General features: G+C 70.4%; 18 protein-coding genes. 14 read left to right on the top strand and 4 right to left on the bottom strand.

Going from position 1 to position 25,103, the window contains the following annotated elements; all coding sequences use genetic code 11:
* Positions 1-126 precede the first annotated feature (126 nt).
* The gene (gene argG / locus ACFU95_RS05855) at positions 127-1,581 is read right to left on the bottom strand and encodes an argininosuccinate synthase (RefSeq protein WP_383822295.1); all 1,455 of its coding nucleotides are present in this window, start codon (positions 1,579-1,581) and stop codon (positions 127-129) included.
* Positions 1,582-1,829: 248 nt separating this feature from the next.
* Between argG and acnA the strand changes: the two genes are divergently transcribed.
* The 4 genes from acnA to ACFU95_RS05875 all read left to right on the top strand — a co-directional run bounded on the left by acnA (position 1,830) and on the right by ACFU95_RS05875 (position 7,711).
* Positions 1,830-4,547: an aconitate hydratase AcnA gene (gene acnA / locus ACFU95_RS05860; protein ID WP_383822298.1), complete on the top strand. Its 2,718-nt coding sequence runs from the start codon at positions 1,830-1,832 to the stop codon at positions 4,545-4,547.
* A gap of 148 nt (positions 4,548-4,695) precedes the next feature.
* A complete protein-coding gene (locus ACFU95_RS05865) occupies positions 4,696-5,421 on the top strand; it encodes a response regulator transcription factor (RefSeq protein WP_383822300.1) in 726 nt (241 codons plus the stop codon).
* Positions 5,418-6,950: a sensor histidine kinase gene (locus ACFU95_RS05870; RefSeq protein ID WP_383822302.1), complete on the top strand. Its 1,533-nt coding sequence runs from the start codon at positions 5,418-5,420 to the stop codon at positions 6,948-6,950. Before ACFU95_RS05865 ends, ACFU95_RS05870 begins: the two co-directional genes overlap by 4 nt.
* Positions 6,951-7,006: 56 nt before the next feature.
* Positions 7,007-7,711, top strand: a complete 705-nt coding sequence (locus tag ACFU95_RS05875; RefSeq protein WP_383822304.1) for a Crp/Fnr family transcriptional regulator — start codon at positions 7,007-7,009, stop codon at positions 7,709-7,711.
* Positions 7,712-7,764: 53 nt separating this feature from the next.
* On the opposite strand, the gene ACFU95_RS05880 is transcribed toward ACFU95_RS05875, so the two are convergent.
* The gene (locus ACFU95_RS05880) at positions 7,765-8,292 is read right to left on the bottom strand and encodes a Pycsar system effector family protein (protein WP_383822307.1); all 528 of its coding nucleotides are present in this window, start codon (positions 8,290-8,292) and stop codon (positions 7,765-7,767) included.
* Between the two features lie 312 nt (positions 8,293-8,604).
* Here ACFU95_RS05880 and ACFU95_RS05885 point away from each other — a divergent pair, with 312 nt between their 5' ends.
* The 5 genes from ACFU95_RS05885 to ACFU95_RS05905 all read left to right on the top strand — a co-directional run bounded on the left by ACFU95_RS05885 (position 8,605) and on the right by ACFU95_RS05905 (position 15,617).
* Entirely contained in the window at positions 8,605-9,387 is a 783-nt protein-coding gene (locus tag ACFU95_RS05885) for a hypothetical protein (RefSeq protein WP_383822310.1), read from the top strand.
* Between the two features lie 20 nt (positions 9,388-9,407).
* Positions 9,408-11,621 (top strand): hypothetical protein, encoded by a 2,214-nt coding sequence (locus tag ACFU95_RS05890; protein ID WP_383822313.1) that lies wholly within the window; start codon positions 9,408-9,410, stop codon positions 11,619-11,621.
* A 5-nt stretch (positions 11,622-11,626) separates the two neighbouring features.
* Positions 11,627-13,006: a hypothetical protein gene (locus tag ACFU95_RS05895; protein ID WP_383822316.1), complete on the top strand. Its 1,380-nt coding sequence runs from the start codon at positions 11,627-11,629 to the stop codon at positions 13,004-13,006.
* Positions 12,996-14,339 carry a DUF4407 domain-containing protein gene (locus tag ACFU95_RS05900; RefSeq protein WP_383822319.1) on the top strand — a complete coding sequence of 448 codons (1,344 nt, stop codon included), beginning with the start codon at positions 12,996-12,998 and terminating at the stop codon, positions 14,337-14,339. Before ACFU95_RS05895 ends, ACFU95_RS05900 begins: the two co-directional genes overlap by 11 nt.
* A 183-nt stretch (positions 14,340-14,522) precedes the next feature.
* Positions 14,523-15,617 (top strand): lytic polysaccharide monooxygenase, encoded by a 1,095-nt coding sequence (locus ACFU95_RS05905; protein ID WP_383822322.1) that lies wholly within the window; start codon positions 14,523-14,525, stop codon positions 15,615-15,617.
* Between the two features lie 73 nt (positions 15,618-15,690).
* Here ACFU95_RS05905 and ACFU95_RS05910 read toward each other — a convergent pair whose 3' ends face one another.
* Positions 15,691-16,695 carry an acetylxylan esterase gene (locus ACFU95_RS05910; RefSeq protein ID WP_383822325.1) on the bottom strand — a complete coding sequence of 335 codons (1,005 nt, stop codon included), beginning with the start codon at positions 16,693-16,695 and terminating at the stop codon, positions 15,691-15,693.
* Between the two features lie 185 nt (positions 16,696-16,880).
* On the opposite strand from ACFU95_RS05910, the gene ACFU95_RS05915 reads away from it, so the two are divergent.
* Genes ACFU95_RS05915 through ACFU95_RS05935 form a run of 5 tightly spaced genes read left to right on the top strand, consistent with a single transcriptional unit; the run spans position 16,881 to position 23,139 of the window.
* Positions 16,881-17,873, top strand: a complete 993-nt coding sequence (locus tag ACFU95_RS05915; protein WP_383822328.1) for an ABC transporter permease — start codon at positions 16,881-16,883, stop codon at positions 17,871-17,873.
* Positions 17,867-18,739, top strand: coding sequence for a carbohydrate ABC transporter permease (locus tag ACFU95_RS05920; protein WP_383822331.1), 873 nt, complete (start codon positions 17,867-17,869; stop codon positions 18,737-18,739). Before ACFU95_RS05915 ends, ACFU95_RS05920 begins: the two co-directional genes overlap by 7 nt.
* A 37-nt stretch (positions 18,740-18,776) precedes the next feature.
* The gene (locus tag ACFU95_RS05925; protein ID WP_383822334.1) at positions 18,777-20,432 is read left to right on the top strand and encodes an extracellular solute-binding protein; all 1,656 of its coding nucleotides are present in this window, start codon (positions 18,777-18,779) and stop codon (positions 20,430-20,432) included.
* Positions 20,429-21,118, top strand: coding sequence for a hypothetical protein (locus ACFU95_RS05930; RefSeq protein ID WP_383822337.1), 690 nt, complete (start codon positions 20,429-20,431; stop codon positions 21,116-21,118). Before ACFU95_RS05925 ends, ACFU95_RS05930 begins: the two co-directional genes overlap by 4 nt.
* Positions 21,115-23,139, top strand: a complete 2,025-nt coding sequence (locus ACFU95_RS05935; RefSeq protein ID WP_383822340.1) for a beta-galactosidase — start codon at positions 21,115-21,117, stop codon at positions 23,137-23,139. Before ACFU95_RS05930 ends, ACFU95_RS05935 begins: the two co-directional genes overlap by 4 nt.
* Before the next feature lie 8 nt (positions 23,140-23,147).
* On the opposite strand, the gene ACFU95_RS05940 is transcribed toward ACFU95_RS05935, so the two are convergent.
* Positions 23,148-25,103 carry an alpha-glucuronidase gene (locus tag ACFU95_RS05940; protein WP_383822342.1) on the bottom strand — a complete coding sequence of 652 codons (1,956 nt, stop codon included), beginning with the start codon at positions 25,101-25,103 and terminating at the stop codon, positions 23,148-23,150.

A 25,103-nucleotide genomic window follows, 5' to 3' on the forward strand; every position in this document is an offset into this window, starting at 1 on the left:
GTGTGAGTTCCTCTCTGTTCGCCCCGAGCTGGGCAACTGAGGGCGGACTAGAAAAACGGAGGGGCCTTTCCACATGTTGGCTTCCCCACCCCGCCCCTTCGGGTGGTCCGTCCCCTGTCCGGTCGGTCAGTCCGTGCCGGACTCCATCGCCGCGCGGTCCAGCAGCGCGTCCTCCTCGGAGACCTCGCCGCGGGAGGCGATGGCCTCGGCGCCGCCCTGCGGCAGCTCCGGCATGGTGCCGATGAGCCCGGTGGCGGCGGCCTGGGAGGCGCCGACGGTGGGGCTGCCGGTGCCGATCAGGCCGAGGCCGACGTACTGCTCCAGCTTGGCGCGCGAGTCGGCGATGTCGAGGTTGCGCATGGTGAGCTGGCCGATCCGGTCCACCGGGCCGAAGGCGGAGTCCTCGGTGCGCTCCATGGAGAGCTTGTCCGGGTGGTAGCTGAACGCCGGGCCGGTGGTGTCGAGGATCGAGTAGTCCTCACCGCGCCGCAGGCGCAGCGTCACCTCACCGGTGATCGCGGCGCCGACCCAGCGCTGGAGCGACTCGCGGATCATCAGGGCCTGCGGGTCCAGCCAGCGGCCCTCGTACATGAGGCGACCGAGACGCCGGCCCTCGTTGTGGTACTGGGCGAGGGTGTCCTCGTTGTGGATCGCGTTGACCAGGCGCTCGTACGCGATGTGCAGCAGGGCCATGCCGGGCGCTTCGTAGATGCCGCGGCTCTTGGCCTCGATGATCCGGTTCTCGATCTGGTCGGACATGCCCAGGCCGTGCCGGCCGCCGATGGCGTTGGCCTCCAGCACCAGGTCCACGGCGGAGGCGAACTCCTTGCCGTTGATCGTGACCGGGCGGCCCTGCTCGAAGCCGATCGTCACGTCCTCGGTGGCGATCTCGACCGACGGGTCCCAGAACTTGACGCCCATGATCGGCTCGACGGTCTCGAGGCCGGTGTCCAGGTGCTCCAGGGTCTTCGCCTCGTGCGTGGCGCCCCAGATGTTGGCGTCGGTGGAGTACGCCTTCTCCGTGGAGTCCCGGTAGGGCAGGTTGTGGGCGACCAGCCACTCGGACATCTCCTTGCGGCCGCCGAGCTCGGTCACGAACGCCGCGTCCAGCCAGGGCTTGTAGATCCTGAGGTGCGGGTTGGCGAGCAGGCCGTAGCGGTAGAACCGCTCGATGTCGTTGCCCTTGTAGGTCGAGCCGTCGCCCCAGATCTGGACGTCGTCCTCCAGCATCGCCCGCACCAGCAGCGTGCCGGTGACGGCGCGGCCCAGCGGGGTGGTGTTGAAGTAGGCGCGCCCGCCCGAACGGATGTGGAACGCGCCGCACGTCAGCGCGGCCAGGCCCTCCTCGACCAGTGCCGCACGGCAGTCGACCAGGCGCGCGATCTCGGCGCCGTAGGCGTGGGCACGGCCGGGCACCGAGGCGATGTCGGGCTCGTCGTACTGGCCGATGTCGGCGGTGTAGGTGCACGGGACGGCGCCCTTGTCGCGCATCCAGGCGACCGCGACAGAGGTGTCGAGACCGCCCGAGAAGGCGATGCCGACGCGCTCGCCGGTGGGCAGGGAGGTGAGGACCTTGGACATAGGAAGAGTATGCATCAAGACGCATGGTCATGCAAAGGGGGCATGTCGAAGCCCCGGGACATGACCATCCGGGCCCCATGTACTAGAGTTATCTCGACATCGAGATATCTGCCGAGGCGTACCGCGGTCGCCCGCTGTCGCCGGTCTGGCGGTAAGGCATACCTAACTTAGCCTTACCTTAGCGGATCGGCCAAGACGGTGTGGCGGCAGGATGCGGTGGTAAGCGCACAGAAATGAAGGAGACTGTCGTGTCGGCGAACAGCTTCGACGCCCGCAGCACGCTGAGCGTGGGCGACGAGTCGTACGAGATCTTCCGGCTGGACAAGGTCGAGGGCGCCGCGCGCCTCCCCTACAGCCTGAAGGTGCTGCTGGAGAACCTCCTCCGCACCGAGGACGGCGCGAACATCACCGCCGACCACATCCGCGCCCTCGGCAGCTGGGACTCCCAGGCCCAGCCGTCGCAGGAGATCCAGTTCACGCCGGCCCGCGTGATCATGCAGGACTTCACCGGCGTGCCGTGTGTGGTGGACCTCGCGACCATGCGTGAGGCCGTGAAGGCGCTCGGCGGTGACCCGGCGAAGGTCAACCCGCTCTCCCCGGCCGAGATGGTCATCGACCACTCCGTCATCGCCGACAAGTTCGGCACCAACGAGGCCTTCGCGCAGAACGTCGAGCTGGAGTACGGCCGCAACCGCGAGCGCTACCAGTTCCTGCGCTGGGGCCAGACCGCCTTCGACGACTTCAAGGTCGTACCCCCCGGCACCGGCATCGTCCACCAGGTCAACATCGAGCACCTCGCTCGTACGGTCATGGTGCGCAACGGCCAGGCCTACCCCGACACCCTGGTCGGCACCGACTCGCACACCACCATGGTCAACGGCCTCGGCGTCCTCGGCTGGGGCGTCGGCGGCATCGAGGCCGAGGCCGCGATGCTCGGCCAGCCGGTCTCGATGCTCATCCCGCGCGTCGTCGGCTTCAAGCTCACCGGTGAGCTCACGCCCGGCACCACCGCCACCGACCTCGTGCTGACCATCACCGAGATGCTCCGCAAGCACGGCGTCGTCGGCAAGTTCGTCGAGTTCTACGGCGAGGGCGTGGCCGCCACCTCCCTCGCCAACCGCGCCACCATCGGCAACATGTCGCCGGAGTTCGGCTCCACCGCCGCGATCTTCCCGATCGACGGCGAGACCCTGAACTACCTCAAGCTCACCGGCCGCTCCGAGCAGCAGGTCGCGCTCGTCGAGGCGTACGCCAAGGAGCAGGGCCTCTGGCTGGACCCGAAGGCCGAGCCGGACTTCTCCGAGAAGCTGGAGCTCGACCTCTCCACGGTCGTCCCCTCCATCGCCGGCCCCAAGCGCCCGCAGGACCGCATCGTCCTCGCGAACGCCGCCGAGCAGTTCAAGTCGGACGTCCTCAATTACGTCGACACCGTGGACGAGGCCGGCCAGGAGTCCTTCCCGGCGTCCGACGCCCCGGCCGTCGCCCCGAACGGCGCCCCGTCCAACCCGGTCACCGTGACCGCCCCCGACGGCTCGACCTACGAGATCGACCACGGTGCGGTGACGGTCGCGGCCATCACCTCCTGCACCAACACCTCGAACCCGTACGTCATGGTCGCCGCCGCGCTCGTCGCGAAGAAGGCCGTGGAGAAGGGCCTGACCCGCAAGCCGTGGGTCAAGACCACCCTCGCCCCGGGTTCGAAGGTCGTCACCGACTACTTCGACAAGGCCGGTCTGACGCCGTACCTGGACAAGGTCGGCTTCAACCTCGTCGGCTACGGCTGCACCACCTGCATCGGCAACTCCGGCCCGCTGCCGGAGGAGGTCTCCAAGGCCGTCAACGACCACGACCTCGCGGTCACCTCGGTGCTCTCCGGCAACCGTAACTTCGAGGGCCGTATCAACCCCGACGTCAAGATGAACTACCTGGCCTCCCCGCCGCTGGTCGTCGCGTACGCCCTCGCGGGCTCCATGAAGGTGGACATCACGCGGGACGCCCTGGGCGCCGACCAGGACGGCAACCCGGTCTTCCTGAAGGACATCTGGCCCTCCGAGGCCGAGGTCAACGACGTCGTGGCCAACGCCATCGGCGAGGACATGTTCAGCAAGTCCTACCAGGACGTCTTCGCCGGCGACGCCCAGTGGCAGGCGCTGTCGATCCCGACCGGCGACACCTTCGAGTGGGACCCGCAGTCGACGTACGTCCGCAAGCCCCCGTACTTCGAGGGCATGACGATGGAGACCACCCCGGTCTCCGACATCGCGGGCGCCCGCGTCCTGGCCAAGCTGGGCGACTCGGTCACCACCGACCACATCTCGCCCGCCGGTGCCATCAAGGCCGACACCCCGGCCGGCAAGTACCTCACCGAGCACGGTGTGGAGCGTCGTGACTTCAACTCCTACGGCTCGCGCCGAGGCAACCACGAGGTCATGATCCGCGGCACGTTCGCCAACATCCGCCTGCGCAACCAGATCGCGCCGGGCACCGAGGGCGGGTACACCCGCGACTTCACTCAGGCCGACGCGCCGGTGTCGTTCATCTACGACGCCTCGCAGAACTACCAGGCCGCCGGCATCCCGCTGGTCATCCTGGGCGGCAAGGAGTACGGCTCCGGCTCGTCCCGCGACTGGGCGGCCAAGGGCACGGCCCTGCTCGGCGTCAAGGCCGTCATCACCGAGTCGTACGAGCGCATCCACCGCTCGAACCTCATCGGCATGGGCGTCCTGCCGCTCCAGTTCCCGGCCGGCCAGACGGCCGACTCGCTCGGCCTGACCGGCGAGGAGACCTTCTCCATCGCGGGCGTGGAGGAGCTCAACAACGGCACCACGCCGAGCACGGTCAAGGTCACCACCGACACGGGCGTCGAGTTCGACGCGGTCGTCCGCATCGACACCCCCGGTGAGGCCGACTACTACCGCAACGGCGGCATCATGCAGTACGTGCTGCGCAGCCTGATCCGCAAGTAAGCGGTATGGCACAGCGGTCGAGGGCCGCATCCCCGGTGCCGGGGGTGCGGCCCTCCGCCATGCCCCTGGCGCCCGGGAAACCCCAGGTCATCACCCACCCTCAGGTGGAACACAGGTTTCCCTCAGCGGACGCGGACAGGATCGGGACATGACCGCCACCGCCGGGCTTCGAACCGGACGCGTCCGTGTGCTCGTCGTCGACGACGAGCCCGCGCTCACCGACGTGCTCTCCGTGGCCGTGGAGGAGGCGGGCTGGCAAGCCTGCCCGGCGCTGGACGGGCACAGTGCCCTGGAACTGGCGCGCGGGTGCGCGCCGCACGCCGTGGTGCTCGACGGGATGCTGCCCGACCTGGACGGCCTCCAGGTGCTGCGCCGGCTGAGGTTCGAGAACCCGAAGCTGCCCGTGCTCATGCTCACCGCCCGCGACGCCCTGGAGCACCGGCTCGACGGCCTGGAAGCCGGCGCCGACGACTACGTCACCAAGCCGTCCTCCCTGGAGGAGGTCGTCCTGCGGCTGCGCGGACTGCTGCGCCGGGCCGCGGCGGGGCAGGCCCGGACCGACGTCCGCGAACGCGCCCTCGGTGACCTCGTGCTGACCGAGGAGACCCGCGAGGTGCACCGCGCGGGCGTACCGGTGCGGCTCACCGCCAAGGAGTTCGACCTGCTCAGCCTGCTGATGGGCCACCCCCGGCAGGTCCTCAGCAAGGCCCAGATCCTCGACCACGTCTGGCGCGGCTCCTTCGACGGCGGCGGAAACCTCGTCGAGGTCTACATCTCCAGCCTGCGCCGCAAGATCGACAGGGGCCGGGCGCCGCTGATCCACACCGTGCGCGGCCTCGGGTACGCCATCCGGCCGGTGGAGGACGGGAGATGAGCACCCCGACCGCCGTTGAGACGACGGCCCGTCTGCCATGGGCGAGGCCGCGCGCCCGCTCGATGCGGACCCGCCTGCTCGTCTTCGTCACCGCCACCCTCATCCTCGTCTGCGCCGCGATGGCGCTCACCACCGCCTTCGTTCAACGCGCCTATCTGATGAGCGACCTGGACGGCCGGGTCGCCAACGCCGCCGCGCGCAGCCTGGGCGGAGCCGCGCTCCACCCGGAGAACCAGGACGACCTCGGCTTCCTCAACGAGAACGGCCACCCCGCCGGCCTGCTCGCCGCCCGCCTCGACGCGGACGGCACGGTCGCCGCCGCCGAGGTCGTCACCCAGGACGCGGCCCCGAGGCGCCTCACCGCGCCGCAGATCACCGCGCTGACAGGAATCGCCCCCGACGGCTCCCAGCACACCCGCACCGTCCCCGGCCTCGGCACCTACCGGGTCACCGCGGTCGAGAGCGGCGGCATCCGGGTCCTCACCGGGCTGCCCATGGACGATGTCCAGCGCATGATCGGCGGCCTGGTCGTCGCCGAGGCCGCCGTCGCGGTGGCCGGCCTCCTCGTGGCGGGCTGCGTGTGCACGGTCGTCATACGACGCCAACTGCGCCCCCTCGGGCGGGTCGCCGCCACCGCCGCCGAGGTCTCCCGGGCGCCCCTCGACCGGGGCGAGGTCGCCGCCCTCACCCGGGTCCCGGCCCGGGACACCGACCCCGCCAGCGAGGCCGGCCAGGTCGGCGCCGCGCTCAACCGGATGATCGACCACTTCGAGTCCTCCCTCACCGCCCGTCAGCGCACCGAGGAACGCATGCGCCGCTTCCTCGCCGACGCCAGCCACGAACTGCGCACGCCCCTCGCCTCGATCTCCGGCTACGCCGAACTCATGAACCGCGGCACCGACAGGATCGAGCCCGTGCTCGCCTGGCGCCGCGTCCTGGCCGAGTCGGCCCGGATGACCGGCCTGGTCGAGGACCTCCTCCTGCTGGCCCGGCTCGACGAGGGCAGGCCGCTGCACTCCACCGAGGTCGACCTCGCGGCACTGGTCGCTCAGGCGGTGTGGGACGCGCGGGCCGCCGGGGACGGGCACGACTGGCAGCTCGAACTCCGCCTGGACGCCGTGCCGCTGGTCCTCGGTGACGAGGCCCGGCTGCATCAGGTGGTGGCCAACCTGCTGGGCAACGCGCGGACGCACACCCCGCCGGGCACGACGGTCGTCGCCTCCGTCGAGGCCGGCCCCGAACAGTGTGTGATCCGGGTACGGGACGACGGCCCCGGCATCCCGTCCGGCCTCCTCCCCAAGGTCTTCGACCGCTTCACCCGCGCCGACACCTCCCGCGCCCGCAGCGGCCCGCGCGACGGCGGATCCGGTCTCGGCCTCGCCATCGCGGCGGCGATCGTCTCCGCGCACGGCGGCCGTGTCGACGTGGAGAGCGAGCCGGGCCGTACGGAGTTCGTGATCGGGTTGCCGCTCGTGGCCGACACCCGTGCGGGCACCCCGAACCGGCGGGCGCAGGCGTCGCTCTTGTGACGGCGCGGTGCCAGGATGGTGCCCGGAGCGAAGCACGGCGGGCGGGAGGAGACGCGATGACAGCGGCGGGAGCCGACGAGTGGCCCACGCGCAGTCTGCTGGGCACACTGCCCCTCCCGGTGCGGCGGGAACTGCTCGCGCTGGGCACGAAGACCCGTTACGACCAGGGTTCGGTGCTGCTGAGCGAAGGGGCTCGGGACCGGCACATCCTGCTCCTGCTCTCCGGCCTGGCCAAGGTCACGGCGACGGTGGAGAACGGCGAGAGCTCGCTGCTCGCGGTGCGGGTCGGCGGCGACACCCTGGGGGAGATGGCGGCGATGGACGGGGCACCGCGGTCCGCGACCGTGACCGCCTGCGGTCCGATGACGGCCAGGGTCCTCCAGCCCGGCGTCCTGCACGAGTTCCTGATGCGCCGCCCGGAGGTGTCCATGGCGCTGACCAGGATCGTCTCCTACCGGTTGCGCTGGGCCAACCGCCGCCGGCTGGACTTCCGGGGCTATCCGGCGAAGGTTCGGCTGGCTCGGCTTCTGGCGGAGCTGGCCACCGCGTACGGGAGTTCCGGGGACGACGGAGTCGTGATCGGCTGTCGTTTGACGCAGCCGGAGCTGGCCGCCTTCATCGGCGCCGCCGAGACGACGATCCACAAGGGGCTGCGCGAACTCCGGGACGAGGGCCTGCTCGTCACCGGCTACCGCTCCACCACGATCCGCGACCTGCCCCGGCTGCGGCGGCTGGCGGACCTGGCGGACGAGCTGCCCTAGCCGTTCGTCGCGCAGAGGGGTGACACGGTCGGCAGGCCGCGCCCCGGCTTCCGTCACATCAGCAGCGGCCGCAGGGCCACCGCCAGTCCCGCGCTCACAGCCATCACCGCGGTGCAGACCACCGCGCCGGTGAGGCACCGGTACTTGCGTACGGCGACCCGGGCGAGGAAGTGGAGTGTCTGCGCCAACTCCCGCCGGTCCGCCGTGTCGTCGGTGCTCGGGTCACCGCCAGGCGTGAGGCCCGGACCCGAGGCGAGGTGGACGAAGCTGTAGCGATTGGCGGACCGCGGCCGCATCACGCGCGGCCGCAGCGTCGCGGCCAGGCAGACGGCTCCGCCGACGAGACCGCAGACGAACAGGGCCAGCAGCGCACCGGCGAGCGCGCCGGTCGCGCCACCGTTGTCCCAGGCCCACAGCGCGCGGCGGCTCCACGCGTCCGCCGTGCCCACCAGCGCGGCCTGTGCCGCCGCGAGTACGCCGGCTTTCGAGTCCGCGTGCTGGTGGGTCGTCTGGAGCGCGGTGAACATGCGGGGCCCGGAACGGCCGTCGGGGGCCGTGGCGGCGGTGTCGGGCGGTGTCATCGGGACCTCCTCGTTCGGCACACGGAGCGTGGCCCCTCCAGTAGCCGCCGAGCCGGCCGACCGAACCAGTCACTTTCGTGGGTTCCGCGAACTTCCACATCCCGTATTTCCATGGGTTGTGCGCGGAGCGAGGCGTGTACGACTGGTACACCGGCGTCCGCTTCGGGAGGAGAGCGGGCGCCGGCTCGCCGTGAGTGAGACGGCGAACATTGTCGAACAAATCCTACGTTTGAGTAGTAACTCGGTTGTGGAGTCGCCGGGTTGACGGGTGCGGCATCCTTGCCCTCCCTGGGCACGTACGTGAGGGGCGTGATGGCGGACAACGGTGCGGGCGGACCGAGTGGCACGCGGGCCTTCGAGCGCAGACTGCTGCTGTTGGTGGACGCGAAGAGGTACGGAGCCGCAGACGCGCTGACACAGCATCAGTTCCAGGAGGCCATCCAGCGTCTGCTGGAGGAGGCGGCCGACGCGGCCGGGCTCCACTGGGAACGGTGGCAGACCCAGCAGGGCGGGGACTCGCTGTTCGCCGCCCTGCCGAAAGGCGCGTCGGAGCCCGCTCTCGTCGACCCGTTCATGCGCACCCTGGACGCCGGTCTGCGGAGCTTCAACCACGGTCGGGAACGGGCGGCCTGGCTCAGGCTCAGGGCGGCGGCGCACTTCGGCTCGGCGTCACCGGGCCCCAACGGCTTCGTGGGCCCGGCACCCGTCGAACTCGGCCGCATCTGCGACAGCGTGGCCCTGCGCGCGGCTCTCACCGCGGCGCCGGACGCCTGTCTGGCGGTGGGAATCTCGGCCGGGATCTTCAACGACGTGGTGCGAGAGGCGTACACCACCCTGCGCGCCGACGAGTTCCGGGAAGTGCTGATCGAGGAGAAGGAGCACCGGGGCCGGGCCTGGATCCGGGTGCCGGGCGCCGACGTGTGGCAGCTGGATCTGGCCGGGTGCGCGGCCGCGGGGCCCGGCCGGGCCGCGAGCGCCCCGGCGGACCGGCAGGGGCCGAAGCCGTCGCCCCCGGCACCACGGGAGGCGACGGTAATCCACCACTTCCACGGACCCGTGCACGCCGACGGCGCCCACTTCGGAATCTCCAACTGACTGCGAGCGACGTCTCAGGTATGGACGAGGAACAGCGCCGACGGGGTGCGAGACACACGGGTCTCGTACCGGCCTCGGGGAAGACGGCGGGACCCCGCGCCGACGCCGACCGACCGCACACGGAACCGGAGCCGGGGTCCGCGCAGCACAACAACGTCAAGAACTTCTTCTTCGGCCCGGTCAACGCCTCGCAGCCCCACTTCGGCATCGGCCGGCCGGTCACGGCGGGCGGACACGGCGCCGCGACGGGGTGGATCGACGACCACGAGGTCGAGGCGTGCCTCGATCCGTACGTCGAGCCGGACTGTTTCCGTGAAGCGGCGCAGGCACTGGAACGCGACGGAGTGGTGGTCCTCGTCGGGCCTACGGGAACCGGGAAACGCTCGGGCGCGATCGCCCTCCTCGCCGGGATCACCGGGAATCGCTCCTTCGTGGTGATCACCCCGGATCAGGAGATACGTCAGTTGGCCGAGCGTGCCTTCACCCGGGGATTCGGCTATGTCCTGCTGGACCGGATCAACGAGGCCGCGACCGGCACGGAGGACTTCGACTGGCGGCGGGTACGGGACCGGTTGCGGGACAAGGGGGCGCACCTGGTCGTCACCACCGTGCACGAAGCCGTGGGGGAGACGCCCGAGTCCGTACGTCATGTGCGCTGGCGTCCGCCGGAGCCGGCGGAGGTGCTGCGCACGAGGCTGCGCCGGGCGGGCTGCGGCGCGGAGATCGTCAGGGAGGCCACCGGGGCCCTGCCGCCGGGGTGCCGCGTGGGGGAGGTCGCCGAAGCGGCGGAGCAGATCATCGAAGGCTCGGAACCCGGCCAGGTCTGGCGGCGGATCGGCGACGGCGCCGCCCAGCCGGTGCGTGACTGGTTCGCCAAGGAACGCACGTTGCAGGAGATCGCCGAGATCACGACGGCGGCCTTCACGCCCGGAGCATCGCGTCGCGCCTTCGAGACCTACCAGGAGCAACTGGAGCCGCTTCTGGCCGGCGCGTTCCCGCAGCCGCCGTCCCCGACGCCGGGCGCATGGGCAGTCGCCTCGGACGGCGCGGGTCCGGAAGCAGCAACGGGCCCGAGCGGCACCGAACTTCTCCCGGCCCTGCCTCGGCCGCCCGTCACCGACCGCCGCCGGTCCCTGACGCAGAACGATCTCGTCGTGACCCAGGAGCAGCGGCACGGATCCGTCACCAGGACCGTCCTGGTCTTCCCCGATCACCAGTACCGCCAGTGGGTGCTGGAAGAGCTGTGCGAGAACTACTCCACCTCGTACTGGAACGGGGTGCGTGACTGGCTCACCTCCCTGGCCGGCCGTCAGCCGGACGGCGAGCTCCAGATGTCGATCGCCTCGGGGCTGGCCCTGCTCGCCCGGCCCGACTTCGAAGAGGTCGCCGAGCACTACCTGGACCCGTGGGCGCGGGGCGCGGCGGGGCAGCACGGCCGGCACATCGTTCCCCTCGTCCTGTGGTGCATGTGTCTGGACGAGACCCTCGACGCCACGGCTCTCACCCTGGCCCGGAGCTGGGCCGAGTCCCAGAACCCGGGGCTGCGGTCGACGGCGATGGTGGCGTTCAGCGGCCAGCTGGGCGTGCGGTTCCCCCACGACGCCGTCAAGTGGCTCTGGCATCTGATCCGACAGGGCCGACGTGACGCGGACGAGGCGGCGGTGGCCCTGGCGAACCTCTTCGCCCTGCTCACCGAGTGCCGCGAGGACGCGGGTGTGGTCGTGGACGCCCTCGTCTACCGGCTGGGCGTGCAGGACAGGAGCAGGGTGGAACCCCGCGTCAGAGAGGCGACGCTCGACGCCGTGATGGCCGTACTGACGGCCCGTGACCTGCGGACCGGGCACCCCATCTGCGCGGTGCTGGCCGAATGGAACGCACAACTGCTGGGCAAGATGGCCGAGTTGTGGGCCAGCGCGCTGCGCAACCGGCCCCGGCGCAGCAGCGCCCTCACGGCCCTGCGGGACACGCTGCGCGCACTGCCCGTCACCTGCGACGATCCCGGCTCCGTCGCCGACTACTTCGGCCGGCGGGTGGGCACGGTCCTGCCGTCGCGTGAGGTCACGTTGCTGGAAGACGCGCTGCGTCCCCCCGTCACCCGCTTCTTCGCTCCCCGGTCCGTCCCGACCTGGCCGTCCGGGTCATCCGCCGCACAGGCGTATCCGGCCCGCTCGGCCGAGGGATCCACCGAGCTGACGGACACCTTCCTCACCGCCGTACTGAGCACGAAGGACTGACGCGCATGGATGGGAAATACCCCCTCGTCGAGCAGCGGGAGTACGGCGCGCCGCGACAGCGTGGCGGTTGGCTCCGCACCCGCCCGCGGCGGGCCGAAGAAGATCTCCCGCTCGTCGCCCCGCACCAGGTACGTGTCTTCAGGGTGGGCGAGGAGTACGTCGAGGACCATGGCCGGCTCGGCCCGGACGCCCCGGTGGTGGTCGCGGCGAGCTCGGTCACGGTCGTCGACCGCCGGGTCGGTGTACCCGTCGGCGTCGAACTGTCCCTCCCGTCCGCGGAGGGAGGCGACTTCACGGTGCGGGTGACCTTCCACTGCACCGTGACCGATGCCGTCGCCGCCGTACGGGACGGGGTCACGGTCGCTGAGCCCCTGCTCGCGGGCTATCTGCGGGCCATCCCCGGGCTCGTCGAGGACGTCGGTGAACTGTCCCTGCCCGCCTCCGCCGAGGTGCGGCGCAGGATAGACGCCCGGCTGACGGCGTACGCGGAGATGCGGCCGCCGGTCTTCTCCGGACTCACGGTGGTGCCGTCCGGGATCGAGGTGCTCACCCCCGCGGAACTCGCCGAGCACCTGCGTGGCGTCGAGGAGGCCAGGCTCGCCCGGGAGAGGGACCGGCAACTGGCGGAACTCCGCCGTGAGCAGGCCCTCCTGGAGGAACGTCACCGGCAGGAGCTCGGCACGCTGCGTTCGATGTACGAACGCGAGGTCAGCGAGCACGAGCTGCAGCACGAACTCACGCTGGAGGAACGACGCAACAGGTTCGTCAGGCACCAGGTCGACGAGGACACCGCACTCCTGCGCGGTGACCCGGCCGCCGCCTACCTGAACGCCTTTCGCAGCGGGAAGCTCTCGGCCGACGTGCTCGCCGAACGGCTGCACGCCGTCGACTCGCAGCGCGCCGACCGGGAGGACGCGCGGCACCAGCTCGAACGGGAGCATCTGGAGCGACGCGTCTCCTTCGACCGGGAGGACGAGCGCTTCCACCTCGAGAGGGAGGACAAGCGCACCGAGCTCGCTCGCCTGGACGACCTGCGGGAACGGCAGGAGCGGCGGGAGGAGGCCCGGCGACTGCGTGAGGAGGAGCGCGAGTGGCGTGAGCGGCGGCTCAGGGCCCAGCAGGAACTCGGCGTGATGCTCATCGACCGGGGACTCGTCGACGACGTGTCCCCCGATGTACGCCGTCTCTTCGACGCCGTGGCCGAGAACAGGCTTCCGTCGGCGATCCTGACGGCTGCCCTGGCATCGGGCGGCGATGAGGAGGCGCAGCAGGGCGAGTTGCCGCGATCGGCGAGCGGGGCAGGTGCCGAAGCCGGGCGCCACGAGGAGGGCTGTGGTGACGACGACTTGGGGGAGGCCGTCATGGAGGAGCGACTTGGCGACTGACACGTCTGTCCGCAGGGCGGGCGGGGCCTCGTCCTCCCGGGAACCCCGATCCGCCGAGCCGGCGTCCCCGCGTCGCGGCCCGGCGGTGTGGCTGCGCCGTCTGGTCGGCGTACGCGAGGACATCCTTGACTGGGCTCCCGAGGAACGCACCCGCTACACCTGGTACGGGACCCTGGTCTGCAACACGGCCCTTCTGGGTGCCGTTTCCCTGGGCGCGGCCCTGACCTCGTCCCAAGCCGGCCTTCCGCTCGCCGTGGTGATCCTTGTCGCCGGGATCTGGTTCTGGTTCGTCCTGGCGCTGGAGAGCTGGCTGGTGTCCACGAGCCACGGCATGGCCACGAGGAGCCTGCGGCTCCTCCTGCCGCAACTGGTCCTGTCCGCCCTGCTGAGCCTGTGCATGGCGCAGCCGCTCCTCCTCCAGATCTTCGACCGGGAGATCCGGCAGGAGATCGCGATGACCAACGCGCGGACAGTGGCCGACTACCGGAACCTGCTCGTCTCCTGCAATCCGTCCGACGGCGGTGACACCTCCGCCCGCCCGCGGTGCGCGGCCCATCAGTTGCTCGTCGACGGTTCGCCGGCCGAGCCGCACGCGCAGCTCACCGCCGTGACCGCCCGCACCAGGACACTCCAGTCCCAGGTGGACGGCCTCCACGCGACACTGCGCGAGAGGACGGCCACGGAGCAGCGTGCCTGCGCCCCGGACAGATGGGTCTGGCAGAACGGCGTGGCCCAGGTGAGCCAGGCATGCGAACGTGCCCGGGCGGACACCGCCGCGTACCGGACCACGAGCGGTATCGCGACGTACGAGAAGGAGCTCGCGGCCCTCGTCGCCAAGAAGCGGACACTGGCCGACCGGGTGGACGAGGCCACCGGCACCTACAAGGCGGCCCTGTCGCGGAGCATCGACGCCAGAACCCTTCGCATGGCGGCGGCACTGGACGACGACGGCCTCCTCACCCGTGCCGACGCCCTGGCCACCGTGGTGAGGACGGACGGATACGCGGCGTTCCTCACGGGCCTGGTCCATCTCGTCCTGATGGCCGGCGCGTTGCCGGGAGCGGCGAGGTATGTGAGCGGCCCCTCCTCGTACGACCGTCTCCTCGCCGCGCACTCCGAGGCCAGCCGGCGTCTGCACGCGGAGGAACTGGACGTGCAGCGTTCCCGCGCCGCACTGGAACACGAGGCTCAGCAGCACCGTGTGACCCAGGAGATCGCCGAACGCATGGCGAGACTCGAACACCGCCACCACCTGGCACGCAAGGAACGCGCAGCCGAGTTCCGCGCCGAACTCGACGCCCGCACCGCCCGCCTCCTCCAGGACGACGCATAGCCGAGCGGCGCCTGGCGCGCCGACCGTTTACACCTGCCCCAGTTCGCGCTAGCTTCCGAAACAGGTGGGGTGGGAGCGCTCCCACACGGGTGGACCGGAACCCGCCCACGGGACGGCCCCACCCCGCTCGTCCACACACACGCATCCGCACGGCCCGTATCCCAAAGAACGGACTGGACTGTCATGATCCTGACAAAAAAGGGGATGGGCGCCCCGCCTCCCCGCCGATTAACTCTCCCCACCCGCGCCAGAGCCCTCTTCCTCGTCCTGGTCTCCCTGCTGGCCACCATCCCGGCCGTGGCGCTCGTCATGAGCGCCGGTGGCGAGGCGGAGGCCCACGGCACCCCCATGAAACCCGGCAGCCGCACCTTCCTGTGCTGGCAGGACGGCCTCACCGACACCGGTGAGATCAAGCCGGTCAACCCGGCGTGCAGGGCGGCCCAACAGGTCAGCGGCACCACGCCGTTCTACAACTGGTTCTCGGTGCTCCGCTCCGACGGCGCCGGCCGCACCCGCGGCTTCGTGCCCGACGGCGAGCTGTGCAGCGGCGGCAACACCAACTTCACCGGCTTCAACACACCGCGCGACGACTGGCCGCTCACCCACCTCACCTCGGGCGCGACCGTCGACTTCTCCTACAACGCCTGGGCCGCGCACCCGGGTTGGTTCCACGTCTACATCACCAAGGACGGCTTCGACCCGAAGCAGGCCCTCACCTGGGACGACATGGAGGAGCAGCCCTTCCTCTCGGTCGACCACCCGCCGCTCAACGGCTCCCCGGGCACGGTCGAGGCCAACTACTCCTGGACCGGGCAGCTTCCGGCGAACAAGTCGGGCCGCCACATCGTCTACATGGTCTGGCAGCGCTCGGACAGCGCGGAGACCTTCTACTCCTGCTCCGACATCGTCTTCGACGGCGGCAACGGCGAGGTCACCGGCATCAAGGAGCCCGGCAACCCGACCGACCCGGTGCCCGGCGAGTGCTCCGCCACCCGCCGCACGACCGGCAACTGGTCCGGCGGCTACCAGTCCGAGGTGACCGTCACCAACTCCGGCGACGTCCCGATGCTCGGCTGGATGGTCGACTGGACGCTCCCCGTCGGCCAGAAGGTCGAGAGCCTGTGGAGCGGCAACGCGACCTACACCGGTCAGAACGTGATGGTGCACAACGCCGACTGGAACGGCTCGCTCGATCCGGGGGAGAGCGCGACCTTCGGCTATGTCGTCTCCGGCTCGGGCGGGGACAGTACGACGGCGCTGCCCTGCCGGGTGGGCTGAACCGCTGCTGTGCGCGGACCCGGTGGGCACCGAGCCGCCGTCCACCGGGTCCGCGACCCTGTCGCCGTCGCGCTCACGCCGGTCGCGGACCTGAGCCCAACACGTCGGCCAGCCAGTCCAGTTGGCGGCGGACGTGCACCGCGTCCCCGCCCTCGTGACCGTTGAACGGGTACGGGCGGATCTCCTTGCGCGGGTCGGCGCCCGACAGCTCCGCATAGCGGTTGAAGGCGCCGTACGCCCCGCTCGGCGGGCACACCGTGTCGCGCAGGCCGACCCCGAAGTGAGCAGCGGCGTGGGCGCGCCGGGCGAAGGAGATGCCCTCCATGTAGGCGAGCGTGGCGTACGCGGCCCGCTCGGCGTCCCGGTGCACCGAGAGGTACGCGGCGATCTCGCCGTACGGCGACGCGTCGGTGAGGTCGAGGGCGCGCCGGATCCCACACAGGAACGGGGCGGTGACCAGCAGCGCGGCCAGGTCCGGGACGAGTCCCGCGACGGCCAGCGCGAGCCCGCCGCCCTGACTGTTGCCGACGGCCGTGACCCGGGTGCCGTTCACGCCCGGCAGAGCGCGCACCGCCGCCACCGCGCGCACCGCGTCCGTGATCAGGCGCCGGTAGTGGTAGTCCCGCGGGGAGAGCAGGCCGCGTGCCGCAGGTCCCGGGCCGCCCGGCGCGGTGGCGTGCGGGTCCGGGGTGGCGCCGCCGTTGCCGTACTGGTCGCCCTGGCCCCTGTTGTCCATCAGCAGATGCGCGTACCCGGCGTTCACCCAGGTCAGCCGCTCGTGCGGGAGGCCGCGGCCCCGGCCGTAGCCGGCGTACTCGACGACGGCGGGCAGCGGCTCGGGCCCCCCGGCCGGTCTGCTGAACCAGGCCCGCACCGGGTCGCCGGCGAACCCCCGGAAGGTCACGTCCCAGGTCTCGGTGAGCCGCAGGCCCGTCTGCACCGGGTCCGCCGACACCAACACCTCCGGCTGTGCCGCCTCCTTGAGGGTGTCACGCCAGAACTCGTCGAAGTCGGCGGGCTCCTGGGGGTCCGGGCGGTAACGCTCCAGATCCGCCGACGGCAGGTCGAACGCGGGCAACGGTGGCCTCCGATTGTTGCGCCTCTACATCAGAATGTTTCGTAGCCTCTGGCTCGTCCCGGTCCCAGCCTCCTCAACCGACCATCCCTGTCAGCCCCATTGACAGCCATTACACCCGCCCCTAACCTCGCCGCAAAGTTGCCGGTACGACTCCGAAACTTTCGGTGCCACCGGGAGGCCACTGCATGAGCACCTCCACCAGATCGGCTCCACCGCCCGGTACACAGGAGCCGCCGCCGACCAGGACCCCACCCCGCCGCGGGCGGCGGACGACGCGCACCGGGTGGCGGCGGGCGCTGCGCCGGGACTGGCAGTTGTACTCGCTCGCCGTACTGCCCCTGCTGTTCTTCCTCGTCTTCCGCTATCTGCCGATGATCGGCAACGTGATCGCCTTCCGCCGCTTCGAACCGGGCGGCTCGATCTTCGGCGAGCAGTGGGTGGGCCTGCGCTATGTCGAGATGTTCCTCAGCGACCCCACCTTCTGGCAGGTGTTCCGCAACACCCTGTGGCTCGGCGGACTCACGCTCGTCTTCTGCTTCCCGATCCCGATCGTGCTCGCCCTGCTGCTCAACGAGGTGCGCCGGCGTTCGCTGAAACGGTTCGTGCAGTCGGTGTCCTATCTGCCGCACTTCCTGTCGATCGTGATCGTCGCGGGCATCACCCTCCAGATGCTCGCCACCGACGGCCCGATCAACCACGCGCTGGGCTGGTTCGGCCACGAGCCGATCCGGTTCATCCAGGAACCCGAGTGGTTCCGCACCCTCTACGTCGGCTCCGAGATCTGGCAGACCGCCGGCTGGGGAACGATCCTCTACCTCGCCGCGCTCACCACCATCGACGAGGACCTGTACGAGGCCGCCCGCATCGACGGCGCCAACCGCTGGCAGCAGATCTGGCACGTCACCCTGCCCGGGATCCGCCCCACCATGATCACGCTGCTGATCCTGAACATCGGCACCTTCATGGCCGTCGGCTTCGAGAAGGTCCTGCTGCTCTACAACCCGCTGACCTACCCGACCTCCGACGTGATCTCCACCTACGTCTACCGGACCGGTGTGGAGTCCAACAGCTTCAGCTACGCCGCCGCCATCGGCCTGTTCGAGGCGATCATCGGCCTGGTCCTGATCACGTCCGCCAACCAGCTCTCGCGCCGCACAGTGGGGACCAGCCTGTGGTGAAGCCGAGTCGTTCCTACCGGGTCTTCCAGGGCGTCAACGGGGTGATCCTCACTCTCGTCGTGGTCGTGACCCTGTACCCGTTCCTCAACATCATCGCGCGCTCCTTCAGCGGGGAGCGGCAGATCCGGGCCGGTGAAGTCACCCTGTGGCCCAAGGGGTTCAACCTCACCACGTACAAGATCGTGTTCCAGGACTCGATGTTCTGGCGGAACTACGGCAACACCGTGCTCTACACGGTCGTGGCGACCGCCGTCGCCATGGTCCTGACGACCTGCTACGCCTACGTCCTGTCGAAAAAGCACCTCAAGGGCCGCTCCGCGCTCGTCGGCATCGCCGTGTTCACCATGTTCTTCACCGGCGGCCTGATTCCGAACTACGTCCTGATCACCAGCCTAGGCATCAAGAACAGCGTCTGGGCGATCGCGTTGCCCAACGCGATCAGCGTCTTCAACCTCCTGGTGATGAAGGCCTTCTTCGAGAGCCTGCCGACCGAGCTGGAGGAGGCCGCGCAGATCGACGGGCTGAGTACGTACGGCACCCTGCTCAGGATCGTGCTGCCGCTGTCCAAGGCGGTCGTCGCGACGATGGTGCTCTTCTACTCGGTGTCGTTCTGGAACTCCTGGTTCAGCGCCTTCCTCTACATGGACCAGACGGACCTGATGCCGGTCACCGTCTATCTGCGCAACCTCATCCAGGGCGCCACCGGCGGCTCCAACGCCGGCGCCGGCACCGAGCAGCTCAGCCAGGTCGGGGCCAACATCCAGGCGGTCACCATCGTGCTCACCGCGCTGCCGATCCTCTGCGTGTACCCGTTCGTCCAGCGCTACTTCGTCTCGGGCGTGATGCTCGGCGCCGTCAAGGGCTGACCGCTCGTCACCTCACATACGGAACAAGGGAGTCTCCGTGCAGAACCCAGGGCAGCTCTCGCGGCGCCAGATCCTCGCCGCCGCCGGATTCATCGGCCTCGCCACCCTCACCGGCTGCGGCAGCGGCGAGGACGGAGGCGACTCCAAGGACCTGTCGAAGAAGCAGAACGGCGCGATGAAGGAGTACCGCGCGGGGCAGCGGTTCAAGGCCGCCAAGCCGCTGTCGTTCTCGCTGCTGCACAACAACAACCCGGTCTACCCGACGAAGAGCGACTGGCTGTTCTGGAAGGAGGTCACCCAGCGCACCGGGATCACCCTGAAGCCCGTCGACGTCCCGCTCGCGGACTACGAGAAGAAGCGCAGCGTCCTCATCGGCGCCGGCGACGCCCCCTTCCTGATCCCCAAGACGTACCACCCGTCTGAGGTCGCCTTCGTGTCGTCGGGCGCGATTCTCCCGGTCAGCGAGTACGTGCACCTGATGCCCAACTTCCAGGCCAAGGTGAAGAAGTGGAAGCTGGAGCCGGAGCTCGACTCGATACGCCAGTCCGACGGCAAGTACTACCTGCTGCCCGGCCTGCACGAGAAGGCCAAGTCCGGCTACTCGCTGTCCTTCCGCACGGACATCCTCGAAAAGCACGGCCTGTCCCTGCCCACCACCTGGGACGAGGTCTACGACGTCCTCAAGGCGCTCAAGCAGGAGTACCCAGACAAATACCCCTGGACGGACCGCTGGAGCGGCAACACCCCCTTCCCGTGCGGCGCGCTGTTCAGCTATCTGGGCCAGGCGTACGGGGTCAAGTCGGGCTGGACGTACACCAACGTCACCTTCGACAGCAAGGCGAAGAGGTTCGTCTTCAACGGCGCGACCGACAGCTACCGCCAGATGATCGAGTACCTGCGAAAGCTCGTCGCCGAGAAGCTGCTGGACCCGGAGAGCTTCACCCAGCAGGACGACCAGGCGTTGCAGAAGCTGCTCGCCGAGAAGTCCTATGTGATCAGCGCCAACCCGCAGGTGCTGGTCCAGGAGTACCGCTACAACCTCCAGAAGCAGGTCAAGGGCTCGAAGATCGAGATGGTGCCCGTACCGCTCGGCCCGGCCGGCCCCGTGATCCTGGGCGGCACGCGCCTGGAGAACGGCCTCATGATCTCCAGCGAGGCCCTCAAGAGCGACACCTTCGTCGCGATGATGCAGTTCGTGGACTGGCTGTGGTACTCCGACGAGGGCCAGGTGTTCTGCAAGTGGGGCGTCGAGGGCGTCACCTACACCGAGGCCGGCGGCAAGTACCGGCTGAAGCCCGGCATCAGCCTCATGGGCTCGGACCCCGACGCCCCCAAGGACCTCCAGAAGAACTACGGCTTCTTCAACGGCGTCTTCACCTACGGCGGCAGCTGGGCCCTGGTCTCCTCCAACTTCAGCCCGGACGAGCAGAAGTTCCAGGACGCCATGACCGAGCGCAGCGAGCTGCCCATCGACCCGGCCCACCCCCTCCAGTCGGTCGAGCAGGAACAGGCCACGCTCTGGGACACCCCGCTCAGGGACCACGTCACCCAGAACACCCTCAAGTTCGTCCTCGGCAAACGCCCCATGTCCGAATGGGACGCCTACGTCACCGAGCTGAAGTCCAAGAACATGGACCAGCTCGTCGACCTGCACAACAAGGCCTACGAACGCTTCCAGAAGGAGAACGGGTGAGCAGCGGCGTACACCACGCGGCCGACTTCGGCGCGGGAGCCCTCTCCCGCGCCGCCGCCCTGATCCACACCCTGGTCACCGTCGAGGCCCTGCTGCTCCTCGCCGCCTCGCCCGGACTCGTCGCCCTGCTCCTGACCGGCCCCGACCCGGCCAACCTGCCCCTGGCCGCCGTATGCCTGCTGCCGCTCGGCCCGGCCCTGTCCGGCGCCCTGTACGCCCTGCACCACCGCAGCCGCGACCTGACGGACCTGCATCCCGCCCGGACCTACGTACGCGGCTGGCGGCTCAACGCCCTCCCCGCCCTGAAGCTCTGGACGCCCCTGCTCGCCTGGCTGACCGTCATCGCCTTCACCCTCACCCACTTCTCCGCCACCGGCCTGCCCGGCTGGTGGGCGGTCATGCTCGGCGTCATCGGCGCCGGCTCCCTGCTGTGGGGGGCGCACGCGCTGGTCCTCACCTCGCTGTTCGCCTTCCGCACCCGCGACACCGCCCGCCTCGCCGCGTACTTCCTCGTCCGGCACGCCCGCACCACCCTCGGCGCTGCCTCCCTGCTCGTCCTGGTGGCCGCGTCGACCGCCCTGCTGACCGAGGCCCTGCCCGCCCTGCTGGCCGCCCCGCTGCTGTTCTCCCTGCTGCACAGCAGCCGCCCGGTGATCGCCGAGACCCAGGAGGACTTCACCGTATGACCGCGCCGCGCACCCCGAAGATCCCGTACGGCGGCGACTACAACCCCGAACAGTGGCCGCAGCCCGTCTGGGACGACGACCATCGCCTGTTCACCCAGGCCCGCATCGACACCCTCACCGTCGGTGTCTTCTCCTGGTCCCTCACCCAACCCGGCCCCGACACCTACGACTTCACGATCCTCGACCGCATCCTGGACCGCGCGGCGGCCGAGAACCGCCGTGTCTGCCTCGCCACCGGCACCGCGGCCCTCCCACCCTGGCTCGCCAAGCAGTACCCCGAGGTCAACCGCACCGACTTCGAGGGCCGCCGCCACCGCTACGGCCAGCGCCACAGCTTCTGCCCCAGCTCACCGGCGTACCGCAGCCACGCCACGGCGATGGCCGCACGCCTCGCGGAACGCTACCGCGAGCACCCCGCGTTGCTGGCCTGGCACATCAACAACGAGTACGGCGGCGCCTGTTACTGCGAGCTGTGCGCCGAGGCGTTCCGGGAATGGCTCAGGAACAGGTACGGCACCCTCGACGCCCTCAACGACGCCTGGTGGACGACCTTCTGGTCGCACCGCTACACCGGCTGGGACCAGGTCGAGCCCCCGAACGCCCTCACCGAGCACTGGCGCGGCCCCGACCACACCGCCTTCCAGGGCATCACCCTCGACTACTTCCGCTTCACCACCGACGCCCTGCTCGGCTGCTTCCTCGCCGAGAAGGAGGTGATCCGCGCCCACGACTCCGACACCCCCGTCACCACCAACTTCATGGGCATGTTTCGCCCCCTCGACTACCACCGCTGGGCGCCCCACCTCGACTTCGCCTCCTGGGACAGCTACCCGCCCCTCGACGCCCCGCCGACCTGGCCCGCCCTGGCCCACGACCTGATGCGCGGTCTGAAGGACGGCGCCCCCTTCTGGCTGATGGAGCAGACCCCGTCCACGACGGCCTGCCGTGACGTCAACCCCCTGCGGCGCCCCGGCGAGCTCGGCCTCGCCACCTTCCAGGCCATCGCCCACGGCGCCGACGCCGCCCTCTACTTCCAGATGCGCGCCTCACGCGGCGCCTGCGAGAAGTACCACGGCGCGGTGATCGGCCACGCGGGCCGTGACGACACCCGGGTGTTCCGCGAAGTGGCCGAACTGGGGCGGGAGTTGGAGTCGCTCGGCGACGCGACCCTCGGCGCCCGCACCCCGGCCCGCACCGCCCTGCTCTTCGACTGGGACAGCTGGTGGGCCCTGGAGATCTCCGACGGCCCGTCCCGGCTGGTCAAGTACCAGGAGGTGGTCCACACCTACTACCGGGCCGCCCGCGAGGCCGGCGCGGACGTGGACGTCGTCCCGGTCACCGCCGACCTGACCTCGTACGACGTGGTCCTCGCCCCCGTCCTGCACATGGTCAAGGGCGACCTCGCGGAGCGTCTGGAGGCCGTCGCGGCGCGCGGCGGGACGGTCCTGACGACCTTCCTCTCCGGCCGCGTCGACGAACACGACCGTGCGTTCCTCGCGGACGTGCCCGGCCCGCTCGCGCCCCTGATGGGCGTCCGCGTCGACGAATGGGACTCCCGGCCGCGGGACTTCGTACAGCCCGTCCAGCTGGGGGAGCTGACCTGCGAGGCCCGCCTGGTCTTCGAGATCGTGCTGCCGCGCGGCGCCGAGGCGGTCGGGACCTACGGCACCGACTTCTACGCCGGCACCCCGGCCGTGACCCGCAACCGGTTCGGCGACAGCGGAGGCGAGGGCTGGTACGTCGCCACCGCTCTCGACCAGCCCGGCGTGGACCGGATCGTCCGCCGGATCCTGGCCCGGCACGACCTGCTCGGCCCCTACGCCGACCATCACGGCCTGGAGACCGCGACCCGTCTCGCGCCCGACGGCACCCGTCTGCTCTTCCTCCTCAACCACGCGCCGGAACCGGCCCACCTGACCGCCCACACCACCGCCACCGACCTGCTGACCGGCAAGCGGGTCGAGGAGGGCGAGCCGCTCACCCTCGACCCGCTGAGCACAGTGATCCTCCGCACTCAGTAGCCGCACGGTCAGTGGATGCGGCGCCCATGTGCGTCGGGCACACCCGACTTGCGGAGGAAGTAGCTGTTGACCTGATCGCGCCACTCGCGGGCGCTCCGGAGCTGCTCCTCGAACCGCTCCGTCACCCGCGCGTGGCGCGCCGGGTCCACGAGATCCACCAGCGAGGCCCACACCTCCCGGGCCGCCTCCACCTCCTGCACGCCCTCGAAGTGCGTGTCGTAGATGTGCTGGATCACCGTCTTGCCGCTGTGCAGCACGTGCTCGTACGACATGTGGTGGAAGAACAGCAGCAGCTCGTCGGGGCAGGTGTCCGGCGACTCGTACACCGACGCCCACGGCTTGGCGTACTGCCCCGCGAACCCGGTCCCCGTCGCCGCGCTGCGGTCGACGCCGATGCCGTCGCGGTCGGCGAAGTGGTAGGTGCCCCAGGGGCTGTACTCGTAGCCGTCCACGCTCGGACCGTAATGATGACCGGGCTGCACCATCCAGCCCACCCCGAGCGGCGCGGTGTACTTCTCGTACGTCCGCCAGGAGCCGTCCATGATCGCGTGCAGCCCTGCCGACGGACCGTTCCCGAAGGTGAGCCCGATCCATTCGTCGAGGATCTGACGCGGATCGGCGTGCGGCTGCCAGGCCAGCCGCCCGAAGGTGTACAGGTTCGCCTGGGCCAGCGGATGCCCGGTCCAGAAGGGGTCGTCGCCGACGTTGGACACGGCGACGAGCCCGCCGCGCGCCGCCTCCCCGACAGTGGACTCCCCGTCGGCCCGGAACCGCAGCACCTCGCTCCACATCGGCCCCAGCCAGCACACATGCCGCTGCTGCCCGGTGTACTCCTGGGTCGCCTGAAGTTCCACCGCCAGCCTGGTGCCCGGCATGGCGCCGATCAGCGGTGAGAGAGGCTCCCGCACCTGGAAGTCCATGGGCCCGTGCTTGACCTGGAGCACGGCGTTGTCGGCGAACTCCCCGTCCAACGGCACGAAATGGTCGTACGCGGCACGCGCCCGGTCCGTGGTCCGGTCCCGCCAGTCCTGGCGGTGGTCGTAGACGAACGCCCGCCAGTGCACCGTGCCGCCGTACGGCTCCAGTGCGGCGGCCAGCATGTTCGCGCCGTCCGCGTGACTGCGCCCGTAGGCGAAGGGCCCCGGCTGGCCCTCCGAGTCGGCCTTCACCACGTATCCGCCGAAGTCGGGTATCGCCTCGTGCACCCGCGCGGTGGCCTGTGCCCACCACGCCCGTACCGCCGCGTCCGACGGGTCCGCCGTGGTCAGTCCGCCGAGCACCAGGGGCGCGGCGAAGGTGACCGACAGATGGGTGCGGATGCCGTACGGCCGCAACGCGCCCGCGATCTCGGCGACTTCACCGATCCGGTCGGTGAGCAGCCGGGCCTCCGTCGCGTGCACGTTGACGTTGTTCACCGCCACGGCGTTGATCCCGCAGGCCGCCAACAGCCTGCCGTACGCCCGCACCCGCCCCAGCAGCTCCCCACGCGCCCGGCCGTCCTCCCAGAACAGCGACCCGCCCGCGTATCCGCGTTCCACCTGGCCCATGACCGGATGCACGGCCACGTTGTCCCAGTGGTCGAGCATGCGCAGCGCCGACCCGGGCCGGTGCTCCGCACGTTCGTACGAGCCCTGGAACGCCGCGTCCCCGAGCCGTACGACGTGGAACAGGCCGTACAGCAGCCCGGGACCCCCGGACGCGGTGACGGTCGTAGGGCCGTCACCGCGCTCGCAGGTGAACGCCTCGCCGCCGTCGCCGTCCCCGGCGCCGGTCAGTTCCAGCACCAGGTCGTACGGTTGGGGGGACCCGTCGCGCGAGACGCTTCCCCCGAACCGTACGCAGGCCTCCGCCACTTCCCCGTGCACCGTGTCCACCAGCGGACCCGAACCACGGATGAGCGTCCGCCGGGTGCCGATCGGCCGGAACGCCTCGTCCGGCAGCCAGGCCGGATCGACACCCCGCAT

Source organism: Streptomyces sp. NPDC057623, assembly GCF_042800355.1.
Taxonomy (GTDB): domain Bacteria; phylum Actinomycetota; class Actinomycetes; order Streptomycetales; family Streptomycetaceae; genus Streptomyces.

Coding starts and splice junctions, on each gene's coding strand:
- ACFU95_RS05870 (WP_383822302.1), top strand. CDS start 5,418: ATGAGCACCCCGACCGCCGTTGAGACGACGGCCCGTCTGCCATGGGCG.
- ACFU95_RS05865 (WP_383822300.1), top strand. CDS start 4,696: ATGACCGCCACCGCCGGGCTTCGAACCGGACGCGTCCGTGTGCTCGTC.
- ACFU95_RS05885 (WP_383822310.1), top strand. CDS start 8,605: ATGGCGGACAACGGTGCGGGCGGACCGAGTGGCACGCGGGCCTTCGAG.
- ACFU95_RS05915 (WP_383822328.1), top strand. CDS start 16,881: ATGAGCACCTCCACCAGATCGGCTCCACCGCCCGGTACACAGGAGCCG.
- ACFU95_RS05935 (WP_383822340.1), top strand. CDS start 21,115: ATGACCGCGCCGCGCACCCCGAAGATCCCGTACGGCGGCGACTACAAC.
- ACFU95_RS05940 (WP_383822342.1), bottom strand. CDS start 25,103: ATGCGGGGTGTCGATCCGGCCTGGCTGCCGGACGAGGCGTTCCGGCCG.
- ACFU95_RS05890 (WP_383822313.1), top strand. CDS start 9,408: ATGGACGAGGAACAGCGCCGACGGGGTGCGAGACACACGGGTCTCGTA.
- ACFU95_RS05880 (WP_383822307.1), bottom strand. CDS start 8,292: ATGACACCGCCCGACACCGCCGCCACGGCCCCCGACGGCCGTTCCGGG.
- ACFU95_RS05895 (WP_383822316.1), top strand. CDS start 11,627: ATGGATGGGAAATACCCCCTCGTCGAGCAGCGGGAGTACGGCGCGCCG.
- ACFU95_RS05875 (WP_383822304.1), top strand. CDS start 7,007: ATGACAGCGGCGGGAGCCGACGAGTGGCCCACGCGCAGTCTGCTGGGC.
- ACFU95_RS05905 (WP_383822322.1), top strand. CDS start 14,523: ATGATCCTGACAAAAAAGGGGATGGGCGCCCCGCCTCCCCGCCGATTA.
- argG (WP_383822295.1), bottom strand. CDS start 1,581: ATGTCCAAGGTCCTCACCTCCCTGCCCACCGGCGAGCGCGTCGGCATC.